A 25488-nucleotide genomic window follows, 5' to 3' on the forward strand; every position below is an offset into this window, starting at 1 on the left:
TGATAGGGCGCAGCGCATGACCACTGCCCCCGTGACGACGCTATCTACCTCTGTATACGCCGAATTGTTCGATGCGACCGACGCGGGGTTCTGCGTCGCGCAGGTGTTGTTCGACGGCGAACGTCCGGTCGATTATCGTTTCGTGAGGGTCAACGCGTCGTTCGAACGGCAGACCGGGCTGGTCGACGCGGCCGGTCGCACGGCCAGCGAGCTGGTGCCGGGGCTGGAGCAGCATTGGTACGACCTGTACGGCCGCGTCGCGACGACAGGGGAACCGGCGCGGTTCGACAACGGGTCGGACGCGATGGGCCGCTGGTTCGAGGTTCATGCGTCGCGGGTCGGCGACCCCGCCGACCGGCTGGTCGGGATCATCTTCACCGACATGACCGAACGGCGGCGCAGCGAACAGTCGATGCGTGAAAGCGACGAGCGGTTGCAGGAGGCGCTGACCGCAGGCAGCGGCATCGGCACCTGGGACTGGGACGTGCCGAACGACCGCGTCTATGCCGACGGTCGCTTTGCGGAATTGTACGGCGTCGACCCGGTCCGCGCCGCGCTGGGCGCACCGCTGACGGAGTTCTTCCGCGGCATCCACCCCGCCGACCTGCCGCGCACGCAGGCGCTGATCGAGGCGGCGATGGCGACGGGGGAGCAGTTCCTTGCGTCCTATCGCCTCGTCCAGCCCGACGGATCGGTGCGCTGGGCGGCGGCGCAGGGCCGGTGCCGGTTGGGCGTGGACGGGCGTCCGCTGCGCTTTCCGGGCGTCAGTTTCGACATCACGTCGCAGAAGCTGGCGCAGAAGCGGCAGGAAGCGTTGCTCGATCTGGGCGACCGCATCCGCGACCTGACCGATCCGGGTGAGATCGCCTGCATCGGCGCGGAGGTGTTGGCGAAGACGCTGGATGTCAGCCGTGCCGGATATGGCGTGATCGATCCTGCGGCCGAGACGATCCTGATCGACCGCGACTGGAACGCGCCCGGCGTCAACAGCATCGCCGGCCTGCTGCAATTTCGCGATTATGGTTCGTATATCGAGGATCTGAAGCGCGGCGATACGGTGATCGTATCGGATGCCCGCATCGATCCGCGAACCCGCACGACCGCGGACGCGCTGGCGGGCATCGACGCGCTGTCCTTCGTCAACATGCCGTTGCTGGAACAGGGGCGTTTCGTGGCGCTGTTCTTCGCCACCAACGCCGTGCCGCGGCCGTGGAGCGACGATGAAACGGCGCTGATGCGCGAGATCGCCGACCGCGTCCGCGCGGCGACCGAGCGCGCCCGGTCGGAGGCCGAACAGAAGCGCCTGACGGAAACGCTGGAAGATCAGGTCGCCGAGCGCACGCGCGAACTGATGCTGGCGGAGGAGGCACTGCGCCAGAGCCAGAAAATGGAGGCGGTCGGCCAGCTTTCCGGCGGCCTCGCGCATGATTTCAACAACCTGCTGACCGGCATTATCGGCAGCCTCGAACTGCTGGGCATCCGGATCGCGCAGGGCCGCTACGCCGATGTCGAACGCTACTCGCTGGCGGCGCAGGGTGCGGCGAAGCGCGCGGCGGCCCTGACGCACCGGTTGCTCGCCTTTTCCCGCCGCCAGACCCTCGATCCGCGGCCGACCGACATCAACCGGCTGATCGGCGGGCTGGAGGAGCTGGTGCAGCGCACGGTCGGCCCCTCGATCGAGGTGGAGGTGGTCGCCTCCGCCGGATTGTGGACGACGCTGGTCGATCCCAACCAGTTGGAGAACGCCGTGCTGAACCTCTGCATCAACGCGCGCGACGCGATGCCGGAGGGCGGGCGGCTGACCGTCGAGACGGCGAACCGCTGGCTGGACGAGCGCGCCGGGCGCGCGCGCGATCTGCCGCCGGGCCAGTATGTCTCGGTCTGCGTGTCGGACACCGGCACCGGCATGACGCCGGACGTGATCGCCAAGGCATTCGACCCGTTCTTCACGACCAAGCCGATCGGCGTCGGCACCGGGCTCGGCCTGTCGATGATCTACGGTTTCGCGCGCCAGTCGGGTGGTCAGGTCCGCATCTATTCGGAGGTGGGGGAGGGGACGACGCTGTGCCTCTATCTACCGCGCCATCTGGGTCCGGCAGAGCAGGCGGACGCGATGCCCGACCTGACCGATGCGCCCCGCGCGATCGAGGGGCAGACGGTGCTGGTCGTCGACGACGAGCCGACCGTGCGGATGCTGGTCGTGGAGGTGCTGGAGGAGCTGGGCTATGCCGCGATCGAGGCGGGGGACGGCGCGGCGGGGCTGCGCGTCCTGCAATCCGATGTGCGGATCGACCTGCTCGTCACCGACGTCGGCCTGCCCGGCGGGATGAACGGCCGCCAGATGGCGGACGCCGCCCGGGTCGGGCGACCCGATCTCAGCATCCTGTTCATCACCGGCTATGCGGAGAATGCGGTCGTCGGCAACGGTCAGCTCGATCCGGGCATGCACGTCATGACCAAGCCGTTCGCGATGGAGGCGCTGGCTGGCCGGATCAAGGAATTGATCAGCCAGATCTGACGTTTGCCGGGGCCTCCGCAAACGTCGGCGATTGATCCGGATTAATTGCTTTCCGGCCCGATCCGATCCATGCCGGCCGGAAAGGATCATCCGGACAATATGGCTTCGCAGAGACTGATGGACGCGGTCGTGGACACGACAGCCTGCGATCGCGAACCGATCCATATTCCCGGCGCGATCCAGCCGCACGGCCTGCTGCTGATCGCCGATGTGCAGTCGCTGTCGGTGGTGGCCGGTGCGGGTGCGCTGGAGGAGCGGTTGTCACCCGCCTGGCTCGGCGCCGACCTGTCCGATCTGCTGGATCAGGATGTCGCCGCGCTGATCGGCGATTCCGCCGGCCCGGTCGGTGCGATCGTCGCCCAGCCCGTCGTCACCGCCGGGGGCGAGCGGCTGGATGTCGCGATCCATCGCAGCGACCGGCACTGGCTGGTGGAGCTGGAGCCCTCCGCCGAACAGCCGCTCGGCGCGGCGGCGGTGGTGTCGCGGCTGGACGGCTTCGCGGTCACGTTCGAACGCGCGAGCGATCTGGACGCGTTGTGCGCGCGCGCGGCGTCGGCGTTCCGCCAATTGACCGGATTCGACCGGGTGATGGTCTATCGCTTCCTCGACGACGATGCCGGGCGCGTCGTGGCGGAGGATCGCGATCCGAAGCTGGGTACCTTCCTGAACCACCATTTCCCCGCATCCGACATTCCGCGACAGGCGCGCGCGCTGTACATCCGCAACCGTGCGCGGGCGATCCCGACCGTCGACTACACGCCCGCCCCGATCCGCCCCGCCGACTATGCCGGGCTGGACCTTTCGGACATCGGCATTCGCAGCGTGTCGCCGATCCACCTGCGGTACATGGTCAATATGGGCGTGCAGGCGTCGGCGTCGATCTCGATCGTCAAGGACGGGCTGCTCTGGGGCCTGATCGCATGTCACCACGATACGCCCAAGCTGCTGCCGCCGGACGTGCGCGCGTCGGCGGCGACGCTGGCCTCCGGGCTGGCGCGCCAGATCCGTGCCAAGGAAGAGGCGGAAACCTATCGCGAGCGGTTGCGGCTGCGCGCGGCCGAGGACGCGGTGCTGCCGAAGCTGGCCGGCGATGGCGGCATGGCGGATGCGATGCGGCGGTCGCGCGACGACCTGATGCGGATGCTCGACGCGGACGGGTTCGCGTGGGTTCACCGGGGCGGCGTCGATTGCACCGGCCATTGTCCGCCCGCGGACCTGCTGCGGACGCTGTCGGCCTGGGTGCAGGGCGGCGTCGAGCCCGTGATGACGCGGGAACTGGGTCGGCTGCGCCCCGATCTGGTGGACCATGCGGGCAGCGCCAGCGGGATGATCGCGATGCCGCTGGCCGACGACGGCGCGACGCTGATGTGGTTCCGGATCGAGCAGGTCGAGGAAGTCGAGTGGGCGGGCAATCCGCACAAGCAGGGTGTGACGCCCGGCGAGCAACTGACTCCCCGCGCCTCGTTCGAGACCTGGACCGAGCAGGTGCGCGGCCGGTCGCGCCGCTGGACGATGGAGGAAATGGAGGCCGCACATCGCCTGCGCCGCGCGTTCCACGACGCACACCGGTCGCGGCAGTTGCGCGACCTGAACGCGCAGCTGATGCGGACGCTGGCGGACAAGGACGCCGCTCTCGCCCAGAAGGACCTGCTGATGAAGGAGGTGGATCACAGGGTCCAGAACAGCCTCCAGCTCGTCTCCGCCTTCCTTGCGATGCAGGCGCGCGCGGCGGGGCCGGGCGAGGTCGCGGAACAGTTGACGGAGGCGCAGGCGCGACTGTCGGCGGTGGCGCTGGTGCACCGTCGCCTCTACCGCGACGACCAGATCGGATCGGTCGACCTGTCGCGCTATCTGGAGGAACTAGCCGGCGACATGAAGGCGTCGATCGGCGACGAATGGGCGTCGCGCATGCACACCGATCTCGCCCCCGTGCTGATCCCCACCGATCGCGCCGTGGCGGTGGGGCTGGTGATGACGGAACTGGTCATCAACGCCACCAAATACGCCTATGACGGCGGCGTCGGCCCGATCGCGATCATACTGGAACAGCACCGCAACCGCCTCCGCCTGATCGTCGCCGACGAAGGCCGCGGCAAAAGCGGCGACAAGGCGGGCTTCGGCAGCCGGATGATGGGCGCGATGGTCGGCAAGCTTGACGGCGAGATCGCCTTCGTCGACAATGCGCCGGGCCTGAGAGCGATCCTGACCGCACCGATCGCCGCGGGGTAGAGGCCGGATTTCTTGTCCTGGGCCGCCCTCCTCAGGGAGGACGCTGCTGTTGCTTCTAAGCGGAATGAAGTACGCGACGAAACCGCCTAACCCACCGCACACCCATACAGCGCGAAACACGCTTCCGCCCCCGACACCGCGCCCTCGATCCACGCCTCGCCACCCGCTTCACCTGCCGCATCGATCGCCGCCAGCAGTGCTCGCCATTCGCCCGGCAGGTGCTTCGCGCCCAGATAGCGCGCGGGCAGATCCTCCGGCACGCCGCGGGCCAGCATGATTCCGCCAAGCCGCGATCCCTCCGTTACATACAGCGCGCCCCACGCCGCACCGGGGCGGTCTGGCATCACGAAAGGCAAATGTTCCGGCATCGCCAGCCCGAGATCGGCAAGGTCCGCCGCCAGCATCCCGGTCCGCTCCCGCCACGCCGGCAGTTCCGAACGTGCCGCCAGTACCGCCTCCACCGCCGGCAGCGCGCGGGCATGCGCGGTCAGGAAGCGGGCATAGGCGATGCGATCGCCCAGATCATGCCCGCCGAATGCGGCATCGACCGCGTCGTGCGCCGGCCCGGTCTGCGCCCGGAGGCGCTGCACGGCTCCCATCATGCGGAGGGCCGTCATGCAGAGCTTGGAACCGGGATCGCCTGCGGATCGGCGGGGGCGATGGCGTCGATCAATCCCTGCCGCTTGGCGACGATCGTCGGCACCAGCGCCTGTCCGGCGACGTTCACCGCGGTCCGTCCCATGTCGAGGATCGGATCGATCGCCAGCAACAGCCCTGCGCCCTCCAGCGGCAGACCCAGCGTCGACAGCGTCAGCGTCAGCATCACGAGCGCCCCCGTCAGCCCGGCGGTGGCGGCCGACCCGATGACGGATACCAGCACGACCAGCAGGTAATCCGACGCGTGCAGCGGCATGTTGTAATATTGCGCGACGAACAGCGCCGCCACGGCCGGATAGATCGCCGCGCATCCATCCATCTTGGTCGTCGCCGCGAACGGCACCGCGAAGGCAGCGTAACTACGCGGCACGCCGATCCGCTCCACCGCCGCCTCGGTCACCGGCAGGGTGGCGATCGACGAGCGCGAGACGAAACCAAGCTGGATCGCCGGCCATGCCGCGGCGAAGAACCGCCGCACCGACAGCCCGTTGATCCGCAGCAGCACCGGATAGACGACCAGCAGCACCAGCCCCAGCCCGATATAGACCGCGCCTGCGAACGCGCCGAGCGCCGACAGCGACCGCCAGCCATATTCGACGACCGCATGGCCGAGCAGGCCGGCGGTGCCGATCGGCGTCAGTCGCACGACCCAGCGCAGCACGCGCCGGAAGATCGCCAGCGCCGAGGCGTTGAACGACAGGAACGCGCTGCCCTGATCGCCGGTACGTACCGCTGCGACGCCGATCGCGACCGCGACGACAATGATCTGCAGAACGTTGAACGACAGCGTGGTCGTGGCCGCGCCATCGACCAGCTTGGTCGACGCGCCCAGCCCGAGGATATTGGCCGGCACCAGTCCGCGCAGGAAATCGAGCCACGATCCGTGCGTCGTCGGCGCGATGGCCGTGGCCATGTCGACGCCCGCGCGGACGCCCGGCTGGATCAGCGTGCCCAGCGTCAGGCCGATCGCCACCGCGATCAGCGCGGTGATCGCGAACCAGATCAGCGTCCCCGCGACCAGCCGCGCCGCGTTGCCCAGATCGCGCAGCGCCGCGATCGATGCGACGATCGCCGTGAACACCAGCGGCACGACCAGCGCGCGCAGCAACTGTACGAAGATCTCGCCGACGATCCGCAACGCTTCCGCCAGCGCGCTCGCCTCGCCGAGGGACCGTGCCCAGAAGCCCAGGAGCAGGCCCGTCGCCATGCCGACGAACACCTGCGCGGTGAAGGAAAACCGTGTCATCGCGCGATACCGTGGCCGCGTCCGCCGCGATTGCCCAGCAAGAATGTTGCGAGGGGGCGTAAAGCGGGGCCATGCCGCGCGACGGACCTGAACGATGAACGCGCGACGGTCGAATGGATGAGTCGCCTCGCGCAGTATGATCGTTCCGGTTCCGCACCGTTGACAGTGGAATACGGCGTGGCATGTCAGTGACATGCCCTTTTCCGCTCTTTCCGCATCGGACATGCCCGGCTGGCCGGTCGCGGGCGGCGAGTGCGGGCGGTTGATCCGGCGCTGTGACTGGAGCACGACCCCTCTCGGGCCGATCGAACGATGGTCGACGGTGCTGCGCGTGACCGTGCAGACGCTGTTGAACTCGCCCGTGCCGCAGGTTCTGATGTGGGGGCGCGACGGCGTCATGCTCTATAACGACGGCTATGCCGCGATCGCGGACGACCGGCATCCGGAGGCGCTCGGCTGCGACATCCGGTCGATCTGGCCGGAGGCGTGGGACTGGAACGCCGCCGTACTGGCGCGGGGTTTCGCCGGAGAGGTCGCCACCCATCGTAACGAGAGTTTCGTCGTGCGCCGCGGCGATGTCGAGGAAACACTGACCTTCGACCTGTTCTACACGCCGATCCGCGACGAGGACGGCGCGGTCGCGGGCGTGCTCGGTACGGTGATCGACAACACCGCCCGGCTGGGTGCGGAAAGGCGGCTGGCGCGCAGCCTGACGGAGGTGCGGTCGATCGGCGACGCCTTGCCGGTGTTGATCGCCTATATCGACCGGAATTTTCGCTATCGCTTCGCCAACGCCTATTACAAACACTGGATGGCCCGCGATCCGGAGTGGATGTTGGGCAGGACCGTCGCGGAGGTGCTGGGCGAGGAGATGTTCGCGCTGCGTCGGCCGCTGATGGAGCGTGCGCTGGCCGGGGAACGCATCGTCAGCGATGTCCGGCTGACGACCGCGAACCGGCGCGACCGACGGCTGGAAACGCATTACCTGCCGCGAACCGATGCCGACGGGCGTGTGACAGGCCTCTATCTGCTGGCGTTCGACGTCGAGGATCGCGCGCGTCGCGAGGAGGAACTGGATCGCAGCATCGGCCGCTTCCGCGCCGCCATCGCCGCCATGCACGGTGTCCTCTGGACCAACAGCCCCGATGGCCGGATGCTGGGCGAGCAGCCGGGCTGGGCGGCGCTGACCGGCCAGTCCGAGGAAGAGTATCAGGATCATGGCTGGGCGCAGGCGCTGCATCCCGACGACATCGCGCCGACGATCGCGGAGTGGGAGCGATCGGTCGCGACGCTGTCCGCGTTCGAGTTCGAACACCGCGTCTGCCGCCGCGACGGCGTATGGCGCAACTTCGCGGTGCGGGCGGTGCCGATCGTCGGCATGGGCGGCGAGGTCGTCGAATGGGTCGGCGTGCATACCGACATCACCGAACAGCGCGAGGCGGAACGCGCGCTGACCGAACAGGCCGTATTGCTGCGGCGGCAGGTCGAGCATCGCGAGCGCGCCGAGGCGCAGTTGCGGCAGTTGAACGACACGCTGGAAACGCGGATCGCCACCGAGATCGCCGAGCGTCATCAGGCGGAGGCCGCCCTGGCGCAGGCGCAGAAGATGGAGACGATCGGCCAGCTGACGGGCGGCGTCGCGCATGACTTCAACAACCTGCTTCAGGTCGTATCCGGCAATCTGCAATTGCTGGGGCGCGAGGTCGCGGGCAATCCCGTCGCGGAACGGCGCGTGACCAGCGCGATGGCGGGGGTCGAGCGCGGCGCGAAGCTGGCGGCGCAACTGCTCGCCTTCGGTCGGCGGCAGGCGCTGGAGCCGCGCATCGTCAACGTCACGCGCTTCGTTCACGGCATGCACGACATCCTGCGCCGCGCGATCGGGGAGGGGGTGGCGATCGACACGATCGTCTCGGAAGGGCTGTGGAACACCTTCATCGATCCCGCGCAGATCGAGAATGCGATCCTGAACCTCGCGATCAACGCCCGCGACGCGATGGCAGGGCACGGCCGCCTAACGATTACCGTCGCGAACACGCGCGTCGCGTCACCGGCGGCGGGCGCGGACGAGGTCGCGGCGGGGGATTACGTCGAACTCAGCGTCGGCGACACGGGATCGGGGATGACGCCCGACATCATGGCGCGCGTGTTCGAACCCTTCTTCTCGACCAAGGCGGAGGGAAAGGGATCGGGGCTGGGCCTGTCGATGGTCTATGGCTTCGTCAAGCAGTCCGGCGGGCATGTCCGCATCGATTCCACGCCCGGCCGGGGCACGACCGTCCAGCTGCTGCTGCCACGCGCCTTCGGTGCGGAGGACGCGGAGCGCGCCGTCGACGAGCGTCCGGTCGCGGGCGGGACGGAAACGGTACTGGTGGTGGAGGACGACGACGATGTCCGCGGCACCGTCGTCGGGATGCTGGAGGAACTCGGCTACCGCGTCCTGACCGCCGGCGATCCCGATGCGGGGCTGGCGATGGTGCAGGGTGGCGCGACACCCGACCTGCTGTTCACCGACGTCGTCATGCCGGGTACGATCGACAGCGCCGCCATGGCGCGGCGGATGCGGGAGCATCTGCCCGGTTTGTCGGTCCTGTTCACCTCCGGCTACGCCGAAAGCGCGATCGTGCATGGCGGGCGGCTGGACCCCGGCGTGGAGTTGCTGGCGAAACCCTATTCGCGGGAGGCGCTGGCCCGCCGCGTCCGGCAGGTGCTGGGTCCGCCCGCGCGCGCGGCGATCGTGGCGCTGCTGGTCGAGGACGATCCGACGATCCGCGCCCAGATTCAGGAGGTGCTGGCGGATGCGGGGTTCGAGGTGATGGTCGCGGGCAGCGCGGAGGAGGCGATCGAGCTGACCGATCGCGCCCGCGCGACCGTGCTGGTCACCGACGTCAACCTGCCCGGCGCGTCCGGCGTCGAGCTCGCCGCGACGATCCGGGCGGAACGGCCCGGCATCGGCATCGTGTTCGCGACCGGCGACGGCGCGGTCGCCCTGCCGGAGGATGGCGCGACCGCGATCCTGCGCAAGCCCTACGGCGTCGCCGCGCTGGTCCGCGCGGTGCGGACCGTGATAGACCAGCCTCCCGCCTGACGAGGAGCAACGCGCGGATGGTCCTGTTCCACATCCTCTGGCCGACCTTCGCGATGGTCGCGCTGATCTTCATCGTGTGGACGGTGCTGGTCACCAAGCGTCTGCATCACCTGAAGACGGTCCAGCCCACGCAGGCGGACTTCGCCGATCGCGCCGCGATGCATCGTTATTTCGCGCCGATCGCGTCGCCCGCCGACAATCTCGCCAATCTGTTCGAGATGCCGGTGCTGTTCTTCGCAGTCGTGCCGTTGTTGATGGCGACGCAGCAGGCGGGGATCGCACAGGTGCTGCTCGCGTGGATCTTCGTCGGGCTGCGCGCAATTCATAGCTGGCATCATCTGCGCGGCCGCATCCGGCCGCGATTCCGCACCTATATCGCCTCGGTCGCGGTGCTGGCGGCGATGTGGATCGGATTCCTGATCGACTTCGTCGTCGCCGCGGCGGCCTACAACGCCGCCCTTTCCCGCCTGTTGCAACCCTGATCGGCGTGCGTTCGTTTCCCGCGACCAAGGAGACGGATCATGGCAGAGGAACGGGACCACGACGCGATTCACCGCGACTTCGACAAGGCGGTGAACATGACGCCCGCGGCGCTGGAGAAGTGGCTCGCGACCGACGAAAGCCGGTCGGTCGGCACCGGCGTCGGCCATGACGAGGGCAAACGCATCGTCGCGATCAGGCACAAGAAGAAGGCGGAGCTGACCGACGCGGATTACGACCATATGCGCAAGGTCGTCGGTTATGTGCACCGCCATCTGGCGCAGAAAGGCTCCGCGGACGACAAGGAGCATAGCGCGTGGCGCTACTCGCTGATGAACTGGGGCCATGATCCACTGAAATAGCGGCCCCGTTCCGCCCGATCGCCGGTCAGGCCGCCGCCTGCATCCGCCGATTCGCCAGATCGCGCGCCTCCTCGACCGGCAGCGGGCGACCGAAATAATAGCCCTGTACCTTCGTACAGCCAAAGGCCTGTACCATCCGGTGCTCCGCTTCAGTTTCCACCCCCTCCGCCGTCGTTCCCATACCCAGGCTCTTCGCAAGAGCGACGACGGCGCTGACGATCGCCACCGCCTCGCGTATCCCCTTGGCCGCCGCCTGCACGAAGCTGCGGTCGATCTTGATCGACGAGAAGCGCGTGCGGCTGAGATAGCCGAGCGACGAATAGCCCGTCCCGAAATCGTCCAGGCTCAATCTCACGCCGAGATCGAGTATCCGCTCCAGCGTTTTGATCGCGCCCAGCCCCTCGTGCATGAACACGCTCTCGGTCACTTCCAGCTCCAGTCGCCCGGCCGAAAGGCCGGATGCCGCCAGTGCGCTTGCCACGGTGGCGACGAAGCCGGGGTTCTGGAGCTGGTCCGGGGACACGTTGACCGCGACGCGGATATCGTCCGGCCAGCATGCGGCTTCCGCGCACGCGGTCCGCACCACCCATTCGCCGATCGGGCCGATCAGCCGCGCCTCTTCGGCCAGCGGGATGAACTTGGTCGGCGGCACGTTGCCGAATTCCGGGCTGTTCCAGCGGAGCAGCGCCTCGAAACCCGTCAATTCGCCGGTGCCGGCATCGACGACGGGCTGATAGGCGAGATACATCTCGGCGCGGTCCAGCGCCTTGCGCAGCGCCATCTCCAGCACGCGGCGTTCTTCCGCCTGGACATGGAGTTGCGGTTCGTAGGCGTGAAAGACGCCGCCGCCCTTGTCCTTCGATCGATAGAGCGCGAGGTCGGCGGAGCGGATCAGCATCTCCGCCGTCCGCCCGTCGCGCGGCGCGATCGCCAGCCCGACCGACGCGCCGATATACAGCGTGTGCTGATCCACCTCATAAGGTTGCGACAACGTCTCGATGATGCGCCGCGCCAGCGTCTCGACCGCGGCGGGATCGGTCGCATCGGCGACCACGACCGCGAATTCGTCGCCACCCAGCCGGCCGCACATCTCGCCCTTGCCCATCAACTGGCCCAGCCGTTCCGACACGCGGCTCAGCAGCCGGTCGCCGACCGGGTGGCCCAGCGTGTCGTTGACGGCCTTGAACCGGTCGAGATCGATCATCATGAACGCGCAGCGACCGCCCCAGCGGTCCGCTTCCGCCATCGCACGCGCCAGCGTCTCGTTGATGTGCAGACGGTTGGGCAGGCCGGTCAGCGTGTCGTATCGGGCCATGCGGTTGATCTTGTCCGCCGACGCGCGCTGCTCGGTCACGTCCGATCCGACGCCGCGAAATCCGCTGAACTGGCCGGATGCGTCGTGGCGCGGACTGGCGGACAATTCCCACCAGCGTTCGACACCCCCGACCGTGACGGGCAGCCGCACGTCGCGAAAGCTCTCCCGCGCCTTCAGCTTCTCCGCCAGCAGCCGCAGCCCGGCGGCGAAATTGCCGTTCTCCCAGGCGGGGCCGGCGAGCACCTGCAGGAACGGCATCCCGTCGATCGCCGCCGGGTCGAGGCCGCACGCCGCCACGAACCGCGGCGACGGCTTGACGACGCGCCGCGCGCTGTCGGTTTCCCACAGCCAGTCCGCCTCCGTCTCCTCGAACTCGCGGAGCAGCAGGCTGACGGTTTCGTCGCGCTCCTCCAGTGCGATCTCGGCGGCGCGCAGGGCGACGAGCGATTTGCCGCGGCTGGTGCAGATCGCCGCCAGCAACAGCGCGAAGCACACGCCCCCGGCCGCCGCCGCGTACGCCCCGATCAGCGACAGCGCGATGGCGGCGAACAGGGCGATGCCGCCCAGAAAGACGAACGTGGCCGCGACCAGCGGCGCCATCGCATAGGCGGCCCCGGTCATCAGGATCGCGAGGACCAGCCCGAATCCGGCCAGCGTGCCGGCGGGAACGATCTCGACCAGCAGCCACGGTATGCTCCAGCACAGCGCCAGTGCGGCCCCCTCCTGGATCGTGCTCCGCACATCGGCACGGCGGGCGTAGCCGTCCTCCCGCCGATGCGAGCGCAGCCGGCGCATTGCGACCCCGGCCGCGAGCATCACCGTCGTCACACCCCAGCCGACCACCTCCACCAGCGGCGCGAATGGCGCCAACAACAGGACCGCGATCGCCGCGCCCAGTGCATTGGCGGCGAACATGACGATCGCCAGTCCCCGGCCGGCCGACAACTGGGTCGCCCGGATCTGGGCCCAGAGCGCCGCGTCCCGTCCGTTCGTGAAGCCGATCATCGCCGGCAACCCCGCATCGATAGACGTCCCGATGCCAACACCGCGCACGGCGCTGTCGGGGGCGGGCGGGGCGGCGGGGGCGGTTCGTTCGGTCACCGCACGGGGTTATCGCGCAGGGGGTTAGCGGATCGTTGAACGTCCGCAAAATATCGGGAAACTATGTTCCGTCGTGAAAACGGGATCAGCCGGCCGCACGCAGCCTTGCGGAGGACAGGTGCCAGCTTAACTGTCCGCGGGTCGCGCCGTCCACGTCGTTGACGCGCCGCAGGACATAGCTGCCCGCAAATTGCTGACGCCGTCCATTCTTCAGGGTGGCGTAGACGCGGACCGGCACGGTGACGAATACCGATCCCGCCGCGCCCTCGCCATCGGTCGGTTTCCCCACGACGGCCCGCGTATGTGCCGTTCGCGCGAAACCGCGGGTGAACGCCGCACAGCTCTGTCCGCTGGCACGGCCGTTACCCGACCACAGGCGATACGCGCCGCGATAGTTCCCGCGATCGATCGCGGCATAGTAACGCTGCAAGACGCCGCGCGCCTGTTCTGGCGTACGGTCGATCGGCGGCAACGGGCCGGCAAGGGCGAGCAGTGCGAGCGTAAACATGGGGGAACAACGCCGGTGAGCGCGCGATGCTCCTTCCGGTTTTCGACGCAAGGCGAACCGACCCTCCGCCGCGCGCCGGAAACCCTAGGCCCGCTCCCGCTCCAGTAGAGCATCCCAGTCCAGCCCCAGCAGATCCACCGCCTCGACGATCCGCGGCCAGTGCACCGTCATGAACGTCTCACGCTCCGCGCTGCGCAGTTTCTCCGCTGCGCCGGGCAGCACGAACATGCCGACGCCGCGCCGGACCTCGACATAACCTTCGTCCTGAAATCCCTGATACGCCTTGGCGACGGTCAGCGGGTTTGCACCGTGTTCGGCGGCGAAGGCGCGGACCGACGGCAACTGGTCGCCCGCCCGATATTGCCCGCGCAGGATCGACGAGGTGATCGCGCTCCGAAGGCGGAGATAGACGGGGCTGTCCTCGTTGCCGCTGAGTGCTGTCATGGTGACTTAATACAGCATGCACGCCGCATGTCGACTCACCAGTGAAATACGATGTCGCTCATATCGGGACGTGGACGCTCGTCCAGCGGGCGGGACGGCGTGCCGATGAACACGAACCCCGCGATCCGCTCCCCCGCCGAACCCAGCGCGTCGCGCACCGCCTCCGAATAGGCTGGCCACGCCGTCAGCCACCCGCCCGCAAAACCGTGGGCGTTCGCGGCGTGGAGCAGGTTCATGCACACCGCGCCCGCCGACAATTCCTGTTCCCACAGCGGGATCGTGTCCGTCTTCGGCGACGACATTACGGCGACCAGCACCGGGGCCTGATGCGCGAAACCGGCCATGATCGCCACTTCCGCCTCGCTCGCGCCGGGTTTTTCCGCGCGATAGGCATCGGCGATCACCGCCGAGAACCGCGCACGATCGCCGATCACCACGAATCGCCACGGCGCCAGCTTGCCGTGGTCCGGCGTTCGCGCTGCGATCTCCAGCAACATATTGAGAGTCGCGGCATCCGGTCCCGGCGCGACCAGATCGCGCGGCTTGCCGGAGCGGCGGGTGGACAGGAAGGCGAGGGGGGTGGAGCGGTCGTTGAACATGCGCATCCGCAGATAGGGCGGCCGCGCGCGTATTTACAGCGCCCGCGACCGCGCTACGGTATACGCTTCCGCCTGCGGGCGACCGGAGTAGTCGATGACCGATGTAACGCGTAACGGCCCACGGGCAGGCGGCGTGCCGCCCCATGCGAAGACGTTCCTGGGCCACCCGACGGGCCTGTTCATGCTGTTCTTCGCCGAATTGTGGGAGCGGTTTTCGTTCTACGGGATGCGCGCCATCCTGGTCTTCTACCTGACCAAGCACTTCCTGTTTACCGAACAGCCGGCCTATGCGGTCTACGGCGCATACACGTCGCTGGTGTACATCACCCCGATCATCGGCGGGTATCTGTCCGACCGGTTCATGGGCCCGCGCAAGGCGGTGCTGACCGGCGGCGTCCTCATCAGCATCGGCCATCTGCTGATCGCGCTGGTGGAGGCACCCCAGGGTGTTCAGGGTTCCGCCTTGCAGGGCTTCTATCTCGGCCTCGCCTTCATCATCGTCGGCACCGGCTTCCTGAAGGCGAATATCTCCGTGCTCGTCGGCAAGCTCTATCCGCGCGACGACCTGCGCCGCGACGGGGCCTTTTCGATCTTCTACATGGGCATCAACACCGGCGCGTTCATCGGCCCGCTGATCGTCGGCGCGCTGGGAGAGACGGTCGGCTGGTCCTATGGCTTCGGCGCGGCGGGCATCGGCATGGCGCTGGGCCTGGTCGTCTTCGTCCTGTGCCGGGGCGCGCTGCACGGCGTCGGCGAGCCGCCGGAGCCGGCGTTGCTCACGACGCGCACGCGCATCGGTCTGTCGCCGGAATGGCTGATCTATCTCGGCGCGGTCGGTGCGGTGCTGGTCGCATGGTGGCTGGTCGGCAATCAGGGCGTGGTCGGCACGCTGCTGATCGCGTCGTCGATCCTGACCGTCGGCTATATCCTGATCCGTTCGGTCCGCACCCTGCCGCGTCGGGAATTCCACCGCATCCTCGCCGCCCTGTTCCTGATCGCGCTGTCGCCGCTGTTCTGGGCGTTGTTCGAACAGACCGGCTCGTCGCTCAACGTCTATACCGACCAGCAGGTCGACCGGTCGCTGCTCGGCTGGGAGATTCCGGCGTCGTGGTTCCAGTCGGTCAACCCGTTCTTCATCATCACGCTCGCACCCGTTTTCGGTGCGCTGTGGGTCAAGCTGGCCAAGGCAGGCAAGGAACCGAGCGCGGCATTCAAGTTCGGCATAGGTCTGGTGATGGTCGGTGCGGGTTTCTTCGTCCTGACTTACGGCGCGCCGGCGCAGGGACTGACCCCAGCGATCGTCATCATCCTGCTCTACGCGTTCCATTCGGCGGGTGAACTGCTGTTCTCGCCAGTCGGCCTGTCGTCGATGACGCGGCTGTCGGTCGCCAGCATGACCGGGCTGATGATGGGTACCTGGTTCCTCGCCACCGCGGCCGGCAACTTCCTCGCGGGCCTGATCGCGCAGGCGACCGGGGGAGAGGGCGCTGGCGTCGGGCGCGTGCTGGAGGTCTATGGCCGCATTGGCTGGTTCGCGATCGGGCTGGGCGTCGTCGTGCTGGTGCTGGCACCCTTCGTCACGAAGCTGATGCACCTCGACACGTTGGGCGAGCCGGACCACGCGCTGGCCGGCGACCGCGCGATCGGCGAACCCGCCGCCGCCGGCGTGGACACGCGCAACGAACAGAAACCGCGCCCGTAAGAATCCTCCCCTCTTAAGGGGGAGGTGGCGCGCATGCGCCGGAGGGGCAGCCACGGCGACACGGCCATTGGCTGTCCCTCCCCGTCAGCCCTACTGACAAACCTGTCGATTACCCCTTGAGCAACCGCATCCGCAGGCGCAGGATACGGTTAATAAAAACAAGGGAGAGGCAGTATGTTACGCAAGACCACGCTCGCATTGTGTCTGGCGACGGCGACCCTGATCGCCGCCAGCCCCGCCGCGGCGGACCGCGATACCCGCCGTTATACGTCGCTGACGGTCTTTGGCGACTCGCTGGTCGATGCCGGCAATATCCGCCTCGTCACGGGCGGCGCGACGCCGAACCCCGCGCTGGGGTATTTCATGGGCCGGTTCACCAACGGCTATGATTACACCGACCTTCTGAGCCTCGACCTGTTCGGCACGGCGACGCGTCCCTCGCTGGCGGGCGGCAGCAATTTCGCGTTCGGCGGCGCGCGGATCGTCAACAACAACGATGGCATCCCCGACATCACCGCGCAGTATGCGGCCTACCGGCTCAGCGGTCAGGCCGTCGACGCCAACGGCCTGTACGTGCTGAACATGGGCGGCAACGACATCTTCGCGATCACCAACGGCACCGTCCCGTCGCGCTTCACGACCACCGACAGCTATGTGCTGGCCGCGGCGACCGAATATGCCGCTACCGTGCAGGCGCTGAACGACGCCGGCGTCCGCAACATCCTCATCACCGATTTCCCGCTACCCGCCAATCCGGGCAACGCGGAGGCCAACACCTATCTGACCGCGGCCCTCGACGTTCTGACGCTGGACAGCGACACCAGCCTGTTCCGCTACAGCTATGCCGACTTCTTTGCCCGCGTGACGACCAATCCGGGTGCGTTCGGTCTGCCGACGCTGGACCAGACCACCACCTGTATCGCCGCTAACGCGCAGAGCCGCGGCTGCGTCGGCTATTTCTCGTTCGACGGCACCCATCCCACCGCCGCCGTACAGGCCGCCGCCTATCGCGACATGAACGCGCAGTTCGGCCTGAACGCGTTCCAGGCGGTGCCGGAGCCCGCGACCTGGGCGATGATGATCCTGGGGATCGCGGCGGTCGGCGGCGCGGCCCGCTATCGCCGCCGCACGACCCGGCTCGCCTATGCTTGATCGCGCCTAATCGGGTGTTCGCCGTGCAACGATGGACGTGACCGCCACGTCCATCGTCACGTTGCCGACCGTTCGGAACAGGTCCGGCACCGTTTCCACCGCGACCAGCAGCGCCAGCGCCTCCAGCGGCACGCCCATCGCCAGCGCGACGGGCGCGACGCTGGCGAAGAAGCTGATCGTTCCCGGCAGCGACACCGATCCCATCGTCGTGATCGCCGCCGTCGCGATCCCCGCTGCCAGTTGCGCGGGGCCGATCTGAACGCCCAGCAGATGCGCGACGTATAGCGCCACCGACAGGTTCATCGCCGGGCTGGTAGCGCGGAACACCGCCACCGCCAGCGGCAGGACGATGCCCGCGGTCGAGGCGGGTACGCCCAGTTCGCCGCTGCCCTTCAGCATCGCCGGCACGCTGGCCAGCGACGACTGCGTGCTGATCGCCACCGCCTGTGCCGGCGCGACCGCCTTGGCGAATGCGCCCGGCTTCACGCGCGCACCGATCCACGCCAGCGGATAGGCGGCGATCAGCACGATCACGCCGACGCTCGACACCAGCACGATGTAATGCGCCAGCGCCCCGAACGCCGCCGTCCCCGTCCGCGCGCCGACGCCGTACGCCAGCATGAAGATGCCGATCGGCGCCAGTTTCAATACCCAGCCGACGATCACCAGCATCGCATCGACGATCGCCTGGAACAGCCCGGTCAGCCGCTCGCGGCTGTCCTCCGGCAGCGTCGCGGTGGCGAACGCGAAGACGAGGGTGAACACCGTCAGCGGCAGGAACGCGTCGGCCGCCGCCGCCGCGACCACGTTGGTCGGCACCACGCTGTCGAAGAACGCCGCCAGCCCCGGCACCTGACCCGCCGGCTCGGCCGCTGCCAGCCCCGCACGCAGGGCCGCGCTCCACGCCGCCGGCAATGGCCACGCCTTCAACAGCAACGGCATCACGACCGCCGCCATGACCGTCGTCGCCCACAGCACGGCGACGAACAGCACCATCGCCCGCACCGCGATCCGTCCCGCCCGCGCCGCATCCGCCGCTGCGCCCACGCCCGTGACCAGCAGGCCCATGACGAGGGGCACGATCACCATCTGCAATCCGTGCAGCCACGCCGCCCCGATCGGCTGCGTCACGGTCGTCGCCGCGATCGCCGCACCGGGGGCGAGCGCCGCCGCCAGCATCCCCAGCAACAGCCCCGCCGCCAGTCCCGTCAATATTCGTGTCGCCTGCGACATGCTCGCGCTCCCCATACTCGCGCTAGAAGCGTCCTTGCGCTATCGGCCCTTCAACTAGCGAGACGGAACGACGCGCGATGGCAAGGAAATATTTCGGCACCGACGGTATTCGCGGCGCGACCAACACCGGTGCCATGACGGCCGCGATGGCGATGAAGGTCGGCATGGCCGCCGGCGCATACTTCCTGCGCGGCGATCACAAGCACCGCGTCGTGATCGGCAAGGACACCCGCCTGTCGGGCTATATGCTCGAATCCGCGCTGGTCGCCGGCTTCACCAGCGTCGGCATGGACGTGGTGATGACCGGACCGTTGCCGACTCCGGCGATCGCGATGCTGACCCAGTCGATGCGCGCCGACATCGGCGTGATGATCTCCGCCAGCCACAATCCCTTCGCCGACAACGGCCTGAAGCTGTTCGGCCCCGACGGCTTCAAGCTGTCGGACGAGGCCGAACTGGCGATCGAGGCGCTGATCGACGGTGACATCCCGCTCGCCCCGTCGAAGCAGATCGGCCGTGCCAAACGCATCGACGACGCCGCCGGCCGCTACATCCATTTCGCGAAATCCACCTTTCCGGAGGATGCCCGCCTCGACGGGATGCGCGTCGTGATCGACTGCGCCAACGGGGCGGCATACTCGGTTGCACCCACCGCACTATGGGAACTCGGCGCGGACGTGATCGCGATCGGCGTCACGCCCAATGGCACCAACATCAACGACGGCGTCGGCTCGACCGCGCCGCAGACCCTGTCCGAGACGGTGGTCGCATCGGGCGCGGACATCGGCATTGCGCTCGACGGCGACGCCGACCGCCTGATCGTCGTGGACGAGCGGGGCAGGGTGGTCGACGGCGACCAGTTGATGGCGACGATCGCCGCCGGCTGGGCGCGTCAGGGCAAGCTGCGCGGTGGTGGGCTGGTCGCGACGGTCATGTCCAACCTCGGCCTCGAACGCCATCTGTCGGCGCAGGGTCTCGGGCTCGTCCGTACCGCGGTGGGCGACCGGCACGTCCTCGAAAAGATGCGGTCGAGCGGCTATAATGTCGGCGGCGAACAGTCGGGCCACATCATCCTGTCCGACTATGCGACCACCGGGGACGGCCTCGTCGCTGCGCTTCAGGTGCTGGCCGAGGTCCGCCGCGCCAACGCCCCCGCCAGCGAGGTCCTGCACCGCTTCGATCCTCTGCCGCAGCTTTTGAAGAACGTCCGCTTCGCCGGCGGCAAGCCGCTGGAGACCGACGCGGTCAGGACCGTGATCGCGGATGCCGAGGCCGAATTGAAGGGCCGCGGTCGCCTCGTCATCCGACCCTCCGGCACCGAACCCGTCATCCGCGTCATGGCGGAGGGCGACGACGCCGCTCAGGTCGAACGCCTCGTCGATCGTATCTGCGACGCTGTGAAGGCTGCGGCGTGAAGAGGATCGGCTGATGCTCCAGATGCGCCTCGACTGCGAGCGCTGCGGCGCGGACCTGCCCGCCGCCGCGCCCGGCGCGTTCATCTGCTCGATGGAGTGCACCTTCTGCGCGGAATGCGCGGAGGAACTGGACGACCGCTGTCCCAACTGTAGCGGCGAGTTGCTCGACCGCCCGACGCGGACCGGCAAGACGCTGAAAGCAAACCCGCCGTCCGCGGAACGGCGCTTCCAGAGCTGAAGAAGGACGGTCGCGCGGAGTTACGAAGGGGATCGGCTTCCTGCGAACACCCCTCCCCGGCGAAGGCCGGGGCCCAGTTGCCGCCAACCCAGTGAGTCTCACGTCCTTCACCGAAACTGGGCCCCGGCCTCCGCCGGGGACGTGAAGAGGCGGGATTGAACCACCTCGGGTTCCCGTGAAAACGCGAACCCGGTAGGCCCGGCAGCACCCCCGCCAGCCGCCCGGAAGACACTGACCTCCCGTCTTCGCGGGAGAACAGCAGCACGGATCTCCGCGTCTCCGCGCGAACAAAACTCTCCCGAACAAAAATGTCCTACACGCCCCAAATCCGCTACACCGCCGCCATGCCCGAAGCCCCGAAACCCCAAGCAGACGATACCCCGTCCGGCGCCTCCACTTCCTCCACTTCGGTCGCCCGCATCCTGATCGTCGCCGGCTCCGATTCGGGCGGCGGCGCGGGGATTCAGGCTGATATCAGGACCGTGACGATGCTCGGCGGCCACCCGATGACCGCGATCACCGCGATTACCGCGCAGAACACGCTCGGCGTGCAGGCCGTTCACGCCGTTCCGGTCGACACCGTCACCGCGCAGATGCGCAGCGTCATCGACGATATCGGCGTCGATGCGGTCAAGATCGGCATGATCGGCTCGGCCGCGATCGCCCATGCCGTCGCCGACATGCTGGAGACCCTGAGCGTTCCCGTCGTTTTCGATCCCGTGATGATCGCGACCAGCGGGGCGATGCTCGCGGATGCGGACACGATCGCCGCCTTCGACCGGCTGATGCGCCTCGCCACGCTCGTCACGCCCAACATCCCCGAACTCGTGGCGCTCGGTGGAGAGGCGGCGGTCCTCGCGACGGGCGCGGCGCTGCTCGCCAAGGGCGGCCACGGGGAGGGTGATGCCATCACCGACCGCCTCGTCACCGACGAGGGCGACCATCGGTGGACCCATGCCCGCGTCCATACCCCCCACACCCACGGCACCGGCTGCACCCTCGCCAGCGGCATCGCCACCGGCCTCGCACAGGACATGACACTGCCCGACGCCTGCGCCCGCGCGATCGCCTTCGTTCAGGCCGCGCTCGCCGCCGCCCCCGGCCTCGGCGGCGGCCACGGGCCGATGGGCCACGCGCTCGGCCGCATTCCGTTCGAGGACGCGACATGCCCGGCCTGAAGCACGAGAAAGCCTGCCTCGCCCCCGTCGCCGGCGTTGATGAGGCGGGGCGCGGCCCGCTCGCCGGACCCGTCGTCGCCGCCGCCGTCATCCTGCCGGCCAAGGGCACCCCGCGCGGCATCGACGACTCGAAGAAGCTTTCCGCCGCCGAGCGCGAGCGGCTGTGCGGCCTGATCCAGACCCGCGCCGTCTACGGTATCGGCATCGTCGAGCCGGAGGAGATCGACCGCCTCAACATCTACTGGGCGACGATGAAGGCGATGACGCTGGCGGTCGATGCACTGGTCGCGAAGCTCGGCTGCGCGCCCGGTCATGTGCTGGTCGACGGCAACCGCCTGCCGCGCTGGAGCTACCCCGCCACCGCGATCGTCAGCGGCGACGCGCACAGCCTGTCGATCGCCGCCGCGTCGGTCGTCGCCAAGCATACGCGCGACGGCATCATGCTCGAACACGCCGCGGCCCACCCGCAATACAACTGGCATTCCAACAAGGGTTACGGCTGCGCTCGTCACCTCGCGGCGCTGCGCGAATATGGCGCGACCCCGATTCACCGGCGCAGCTTCGCCCCCGTTGCGGCGGTCGTCGGCGGGCCGCAATCGATGCTCGGATTGTGACCCGTCCGCGTCTCGTCGCAAATCGCGATTCCGAGTCTTTCGAGTCACACACCCAACCGGTTGCGCCCGCCGGGTCGGTACGCCGCAACATCTGGGGCGGGACTCATGATGTTCCGCCGCCCCGTCCTGCGCCGTTACGATCCGCTTAACCAATGTTCGCTTGACGGGAGTCCGCTGTTTCGCGCGAATGGGGCGGCAAGGGGGACGTGATGGGGGTTATCGACAAGATCAGGCAGCCGCGGGCCGCGGCGCGCGGCACCGTCGCGACTCCGGCCGTGCTGCCACTCGACAGCATCATCCGCGGCGACTGCATCGCCGCGATGCGCGCGCTGCCCGCGAAATCCGTCGACATGATCTTCGCCGACCCGCCCTATAACCTCCAGCTCGGCGGCGAACTGTTCCGCCCGGACGGCACGCACGTCGATGCGGTCACCGACGATTGGGACAAGTTCGACAGCCTGAAGCATTACGACGCCTTCACCCGCGCGTGGCTGGCGGAGGCGCACCGTATCCTGAAGGATGACGGCACGATCTGGGTGATCGGCAGCTATCACAACATCTTCCGCGTCGGCGCGGCGGTGCAGGATCTCGGCTACTGGATCCTGAACGACATCGTCTGGCGCAAGGCGAATCCGATGCCGAACTTCCGCGGCACCCGCTTCACCAACGCGCACGAAACGCTGATCTGGGCATCGAAGGGCGAGAAGGCGAAATACACCTTCAACTATCGTTCGATGAAGACGCTGAACGACGAACTCCAGATGCGCAGCGACTGGGAATTCCCGATTTGCAGCGGTCAGGAACGGCTCAAGCGCGACGGAGTGAAGGTCCACCCGACCCAGAAGCCGGAGGCGTTGCTGTATCGCATCCTGCTCGCCTGCACGAAGCCGGGCGACGTCGTGCTCGACCCGTTCTTCGGCACCGGCACGACGGGTGCGGTCGCCAGGCGTCTTGGCCGGAGCTGGATCGGGATCGAACGCGAGGACGATTATATCGCCGCCGCCGAACGGCGCATCGCCGCCGCCCTGCCGCTCGACGAATCGGCGCTCGCGACGATGCAGAGCCCGCGCGGTGCGCCCAAGGTGGCGTTCGGCGTGCTGGTCGAGAATGCGTATCTGACGCCGGGCGCGGTCCTGACCGACGCCAGACGACGCTTCCGCGCCACCGTCCGCGCCGATGGCAGCCTGCTCAGCGACTGCGGCGCGATCGGTTCGATCCACAAGCTGGGCGCGACGGTGCAGGGCGCACCCGCCTGCAACGGCTGGAGCTTCTGGCACTACGAAGCGGACGGCAAGCTCGCTCCGATCGACGCGCTGCGCCAGACCTACCTGCTCGCGACGCAGCCGTAGGAACTCGTGATCCTCCCCGTGCCGGGGGGGAACAAGGCTTGACCCCATGACCTACCTCCGTCCCGTTCAGTTCGTCGACACCCCGATCGGCCTCACCGATGGCAGCGTCGCGCGGCTGGCGGGCGGGATGCAGTGGTTCGCCGCCTATGAACTGGTCGACGGTGCGGACCGCCGCATCGTCCCCGTCGCCGCCATCGGACAGGAAGGTGAACGCGCCGCCACGCTCCACGCCCGCATCACCGCGCTTCGCCCGCCGCTGGTGCTCGGAGAGCGCACCCTCCGCCTCGACCAGCCGCTCGTCGCGGGCATCCTCAACGTCACGCCCGACAGCTTCTCCGACGGCGGCGCACATGTCGGCGATCCGGCGGGCGCGGCGGCGGCGGGGATCGACATGGCGGCGGCGGGCGCGGCGCTGATCGACGTCGGCGGCGAATCCACGCGCCCCGGTGCGGCCGCCGTCTGGGAAGGCGACGAGATCGCCCGCGTCGTCCCCGCTATCGAACGTCTCGCCCGCGGCGGCGCGGCAGTGTCGATCGATACGCGCAAGGCCGCGGTGATGGAGGCCGCACTCGCGGCCGGCGCGGGGATCGTCAACGACGTGTCCGCGCTGCTGTGGGACGACCGCGCGCTGGAGGTCGTCGCCCGCGCCGCCGCCCCCGTCGTGCTGATGCATTCTCCCGACCCGCGCGACGGCGGGCATGGCCGCGTGGCCTATCGCGATGTCGTGAGGGAAGTGTTCGACTGGCTGGAGGCGCGCATCGATGCGGTGGTCGCGGCCGGTGTCGAACGCCGCCGGATACTGGTCGACCCGGGCATCGGCTTCGGCAAGTCGCTGTCCGACAATCTCGCGCTCATCAACGGTTTGGCCGCGTTCCATGGTTTCGGCTGCGCGATCATGCTCGGCGTCAGTCGCAAGCGGATGATCGGCGCTCTATCCGCAGAGGCCCCTGCGGCGGAACGCCTGCCCGGCAGCCTCGCGCTGGCGCTGCGGGGGGCGGACCTCGGCGTTCAGGTGTTGCGCGTTCACGACGTGGCGGAGACGGTGCAGGCGCTCAGGGTCTGGCGCGGATTGCGCGACCGTGCTTTGGCCGGCGGCTGAACCCATGCTGCGGTGCAGCGTTGGATGCGCCGAAAGGAAAACCGCTTGATCGTCGACGCCACACCCCGCCTGAAACGCATCGTTGCCGAGGTCTGGAAGCCGCTGCTCGGCTTGTTCGTGTGGGACTGTATCGTCACCGTCACGTACTTCCTGCTACCGTTCAAGGCGCCGTCATTGCCGTTGACCCTGTTCGGCTCGGCGCTCGCGCTGTTCCTCGGCTTCCGCGACAATTCCGCCTATCAGCGCTGGTGGGAGGGGCGAATCCTGTGGGGGGCGATGATTAACGCCTCGCGCAACCTCGCCCGCGGCGCGCGTAACTTCCTGCCCGATCCGGAGGCGCACGACCTGAAGCGGACGATCGTGCTCCGCCAGATCGCCTATGTGAACGCGCTGCGCTGTCAGTTGCGCAAACATCCGCGCGATGAGATCGTATTGAAGTTCCTGTCGCAGGGGGAGGCGTCGCCGTCGCTCGCGCGCGTCAACACCGCCAACGGCATCCTCGACGGTACCGGCCGCCGCATCGACGAGGCCCGCCGGCGCGGCTGGATCGACACCATCCAGCAGACCAGTCTCGAAAGCGTTCTGATCGACATCGCCAACGCGCAGGGCGGTATGGAGCGGATCAAGAACACGCCGCTGCCGAACCAGTACCGGTTCTTCCCCAACTTCTTCACCAAGCTGTTCTGCGTATTGCTGCCGATAGGTCTGGTCGAGACTTTGGGCTTCGCGACGCCGATCGGATCGACCATCGCCGGGCTGATGTTCCTCGCGGTGCTCCAGATCGGCGACGACCTCGTCGACCCGTTCGCCGACACGATTCACGACGTGCCGCTGAACGCGATGTGCCGCACGATCGAGATCGACCTGCTCGAATCGATCGGCGACACCCCGCCACAACCGTTGACGCCCGAAAAGGGCGTGCTCTGGTAACAGTGCCGGTCATCCCGGCGATAGCCGGGATCTC

Annotated in this window: 21 protein-coding genes; 14 read left to right on the top strand and 7 right to left on the bottom strand. The window is 68.2% G+C overall.

Annotated elements, in window-relative coordinates:
• Positions 1 to 16 precede the first annotated feature (16 nt).
• Both ASG07_RS02370 and ASG07_RS02375 read left to right on the top strand, forming a co-directional pair.
• On the top strand, positions 17 to 2518 hold the full coding sequence (locus ASG07_RS02370) for an ATP-binding protein (protein ID WP_082474434.1): 2502 nt from the start codon (positions 17 to 19) through the stop codon (positions 2516 to 2518).
• A 99-nt stretch (positions 2519 to 2617) separates the two neighbouring features.
• Positions 2618 to 4747 (top strand): histidine kinase dimerization/phosphoacceptor domain -containing protein, encoded by a 2130-nt coding sequence (locus ASG07_RS02375; protein WP_055842899.1) that lies wholly within the window; start codon positions 2618 to 2620, stop codon positions 4745 to 4747.
• Between the two features lie 86 nt (positions 4748 to 4833).
• On the opposite strand, the gene ASG07_RS02380 is transcribed toward ASG07_RS02375, so the two are convergent.
• Both ASG07_RS02380 and ASG07_RS02385 read right to left on the bottom strand, forming a co-directional pair.
• Positions 4834 to 5364 carry a biliverdin-producing heme oxygenase gene (locus ASG07_RS02380; RefSeq protein ID WP_156361702.1) on the bottom strand — a complete coding sequence of 177 codons (531 nt, stop codon included), beginning with the start codon at positions 5362 to 5364 and terminating at the stop codon, positions 4834 to 4836.
• Positions 5361 to 6650, bottom strand: a complete 1290-nt coding sequence (locus ASG07_RS02385) for a dicarboxylate/amino acid:cation symporter (RefSeq protein WP_055841617.1) — start codon at positions 6648 to 6650, stop codon at positions 5361 to 5363. The genes ASG07_RS02380 and ASG07_RS02385 overlap by 4 nt, the downstream gene beginning before the upstream one ends.
• A gap of 193 nt (positions 6651 to 6843) precedes the next feature.
• Between ASG07_RS02385 and ASG07_RS02390 the strand changes: the two genes are divergently transcribed.
• Genes ASG07_RS02390 through ASG07_RS02400 form a run of 3 tightly spaced genes read left to right on the top strand, consistent with a single transcriptional unit; the run spans position 6844 to position 10577 of the window.
• Entirely contained in the window at positions 6844 to 9735 is a 2892-nt protein-coding gene (locus tag ASG07_RS02390; protein ID WP_055841620.1) for a hybrid sensor histidine kinase/response regulator, read from the top strand.
• Between the two features lie 17 nt (positions 9736 to 9752).
• Positions 9753 to 10217 (top strand): MAPEG family protein, encoded by a 465-nt coding sequence (locus tag ASG07_RS02395; RefSeq protein ID WP_055841623.1) that lies wholly within the window; start codon positions 9753 to 9755, stop codon positions 10215 to 10217.
• Between the two features lie 39 nt (positions 10218 to 10256).
• Positions 10257 to 10577, top strand: coding sequence for a DUF3140 domain-containing protein (locus ASG07_RS02400; RefSeq protein ID WP_055841625.1), 321 nt, complete (start codon positions 10257 to 10259; stop codon positions 10575 to 10577).
• 25 nt (positions 10578 to 10602) lie between these two features.
• On the opposite strand, the gene ASG07_RS02405 is transcribed toward ASG07_RS02400, so the two are convergent.
• The 4 genes from ASG07_RS02405 to ASG07_RS02420 form a co-directional block, all read right to left on the bottom strand.
• Entirely contained in the window at positions 10603 to 12897 is a 2295-nt protein-coding gene (locus tag ASG07_RS02405) for a putative bifunctional diguanylate cyclase/phosphodiesterase (protein WP_055841628.1), read from the bottom strand.
• A 181-nt stretch (positions 12898 to 13078) separates the two neighbouring features.
• Positions 13079 to 13501, bottom strand: coding sequence for a hypothetical protein (locus tag ASG07_RS02410; RefSeq protein ID WP_055841631.1), 423 nt, complete (start codon positions 13499 to 13501; stop codon positions 13079 to 13081).
• 84 nt (positions 13502 to 13585) lie between these two features.
• Complete coding sequence (locus tag ASG07_RS02415) at positions 13586 to 13945, bottom strand: GntR family transcriptional regulator (protein WP_055841634.1); 360 nt, start codon at positions 13943 to 13945, stop codon at positions 13586 to 13588.
• Between the two features lie 35 nt (positions 13946 to 13980).
• A complete protein-coding gene (locus tag ASG07_RS02420; protein WP_055842904.1) occupies positions 13981 to 14544 on the bottom strand; it encodes a nitroreductase family protein in 564 nt (187 codons plus the stop codon).
• Between the two features lie 94 nt (positions 14545 to 14638).
• On the opposite strand from ASG07_RS02420, the gene ASG07_RS02425 reads away from it, so the two are divergent.
• Together ASG07_RS02425 and ASG07_RS17750 are read left to right on the top strand one after the other, a co-directional pair.
• The gene (locus ASG07_RS02425; protein ID WP_055841637.1) at positions 14639 to 16246 is read left to right on the top strand and encodes a peptide MFS transporter; all 1608 of its coding nucleotides are present in this window, start codon (positions 14639 to 14641) and stop codon (positions 16244 to 16246) included.
• A gap of 174 nt (positions 16247 to 16420) precedes the next feature.
• On the top strand, positions 16421 to 17398 hold the full coding sequence (locus ASG07_RS17750; RefSeq protein ID WP_055841641.1) for an SGNH/GDSL hydrolase family protein: 978 nt from the start codon (positions 16421 to 16423) through the stop codon (positions 17396 to 17398).
• Between the two features lie 6 nt (positions 17399 to 17404).
• On the opposite strand, the gene ASG07_RS02435 is transcribed toward ASG07_RS17750, so the two are convergent.
• On the bottom strand, positions 17405 to 18631 hold the full coding sequence (locus tag ASG07_RS02435; RefSeq protein WP_055841645.1) for a dicarboxylate/amino acid:cation symporter: 1227 nt from the start codon (positions 18629 to 18631) through the stop codon (positions 17405 to 17407).
• Positions 18632 to 18708: 77 nt separating this feature from the next.
• Here ASG07_RS02435 and glmM point away from each other — a divergent pair, with 77 nt between their 5' ends.
• The 7 genes from glmM to ASG07_RS02470 all read left to right on the top strand — a co-directional run bounded on the left by glmM (position 18709) and on the right by ASG07_RS02470 (position 25454).
• The gene (gene glmM / locus ASG07_RS02440; protein WP_055841648.1) at positions 18709 to 20046 is read left to right on the top strand and encodes a phosphoglucosamine mutase; all 1338 of its coding nucleotides are present in this window, start codon (positions 18709 to 18711) and stop codon (positions 20044 to 20046) included.
• A 13-nt stretch (positions 20047 to 20059) separates the two neighbouring features.
• Positions 20060 to 20284: a DUF1272 domain-containing protein gene (locus ASG07_RS02445; protein WP_055841651.1), complete on the top strand. Its 225-nt coding sequence runs from the start codon at positions 20060 to 20062 to the stop codon at positions 20282 to 20284.
• Between the two features lie 344 nt (positions 20285 to 20628).
• Positions 20629 to 21462 (top strand): bifunctional hydroxymethylpyrimidine kinase/phosphomethylpyrimidine kinase, encoded by an 834-nt coding sequence (gene thiD / locus ASG07_RS02450; protein WP_082474435.1) that lies wholly within the window; start codon positions 20629 to 20631, stop codon positions 21460 to 21462.
• Entirely contained in the window at positions 21450 to 22076 is a 627-nt protein-coding gene (locus tag ASG07_RS02455; RefSeq protein ID WP_055841653.1) for a ribonuclease HII, read from the top strand. Before thiD ends, ASG07_RS02455 begins: the two co-directional genes overlap by 13 nt.
• Positions 22077 to 22285: 209 nt before the next feature.
• The gene (locus ASG07_RS02460; protein WP_055841656.1) at positions 22286 to 23425 is read left to right on the top strand and encodes a site-specific DNA-methyltransferase; all 1140 of its coding nucleotides are present in this window, start codon (positions 22286 to 22288) and stop codon (positions 23423 to 23425) included.
• A 46-nt stretch (positions 23426 to 23471) separates the two neighbouring features.
• Positions 23472 to 24524, top strand: a complete 1053-nt coding sequence (gene folP / locus ASG07_RS02465; protein ID WP_055841659.1) for a dihydropteroate synthase — start codon at positions 23472 to 23474, stop codon at positions 24522 to 24524.
• 45 nt (positions 24525 to 24569) lie between these two features.
• Positions 24570 to 25454 (top strand): bestrophin family protein, encoded by an 885-nt coding sequence (locus ASG07_RS02470; RefSeq protein WP_055842910.1) that lies wholly within the window; start codon positions 24570 to 24572, stop codon positions 25452 to 25454.
• The last annotated feature ends 34 nt before the right edge of the window (positions 25455 to 25488 follow it).

The sequence above is a fragment of the Sphingomonas sp. Leaf343 genome (assembly GCF_001423765.1).
Taxonomy (GTDB): Bacteria; Pseudomonadota; Alphaproteobacteria; order Sphingomonadales; family Sphingomonadaceae; genus Sphingomonas.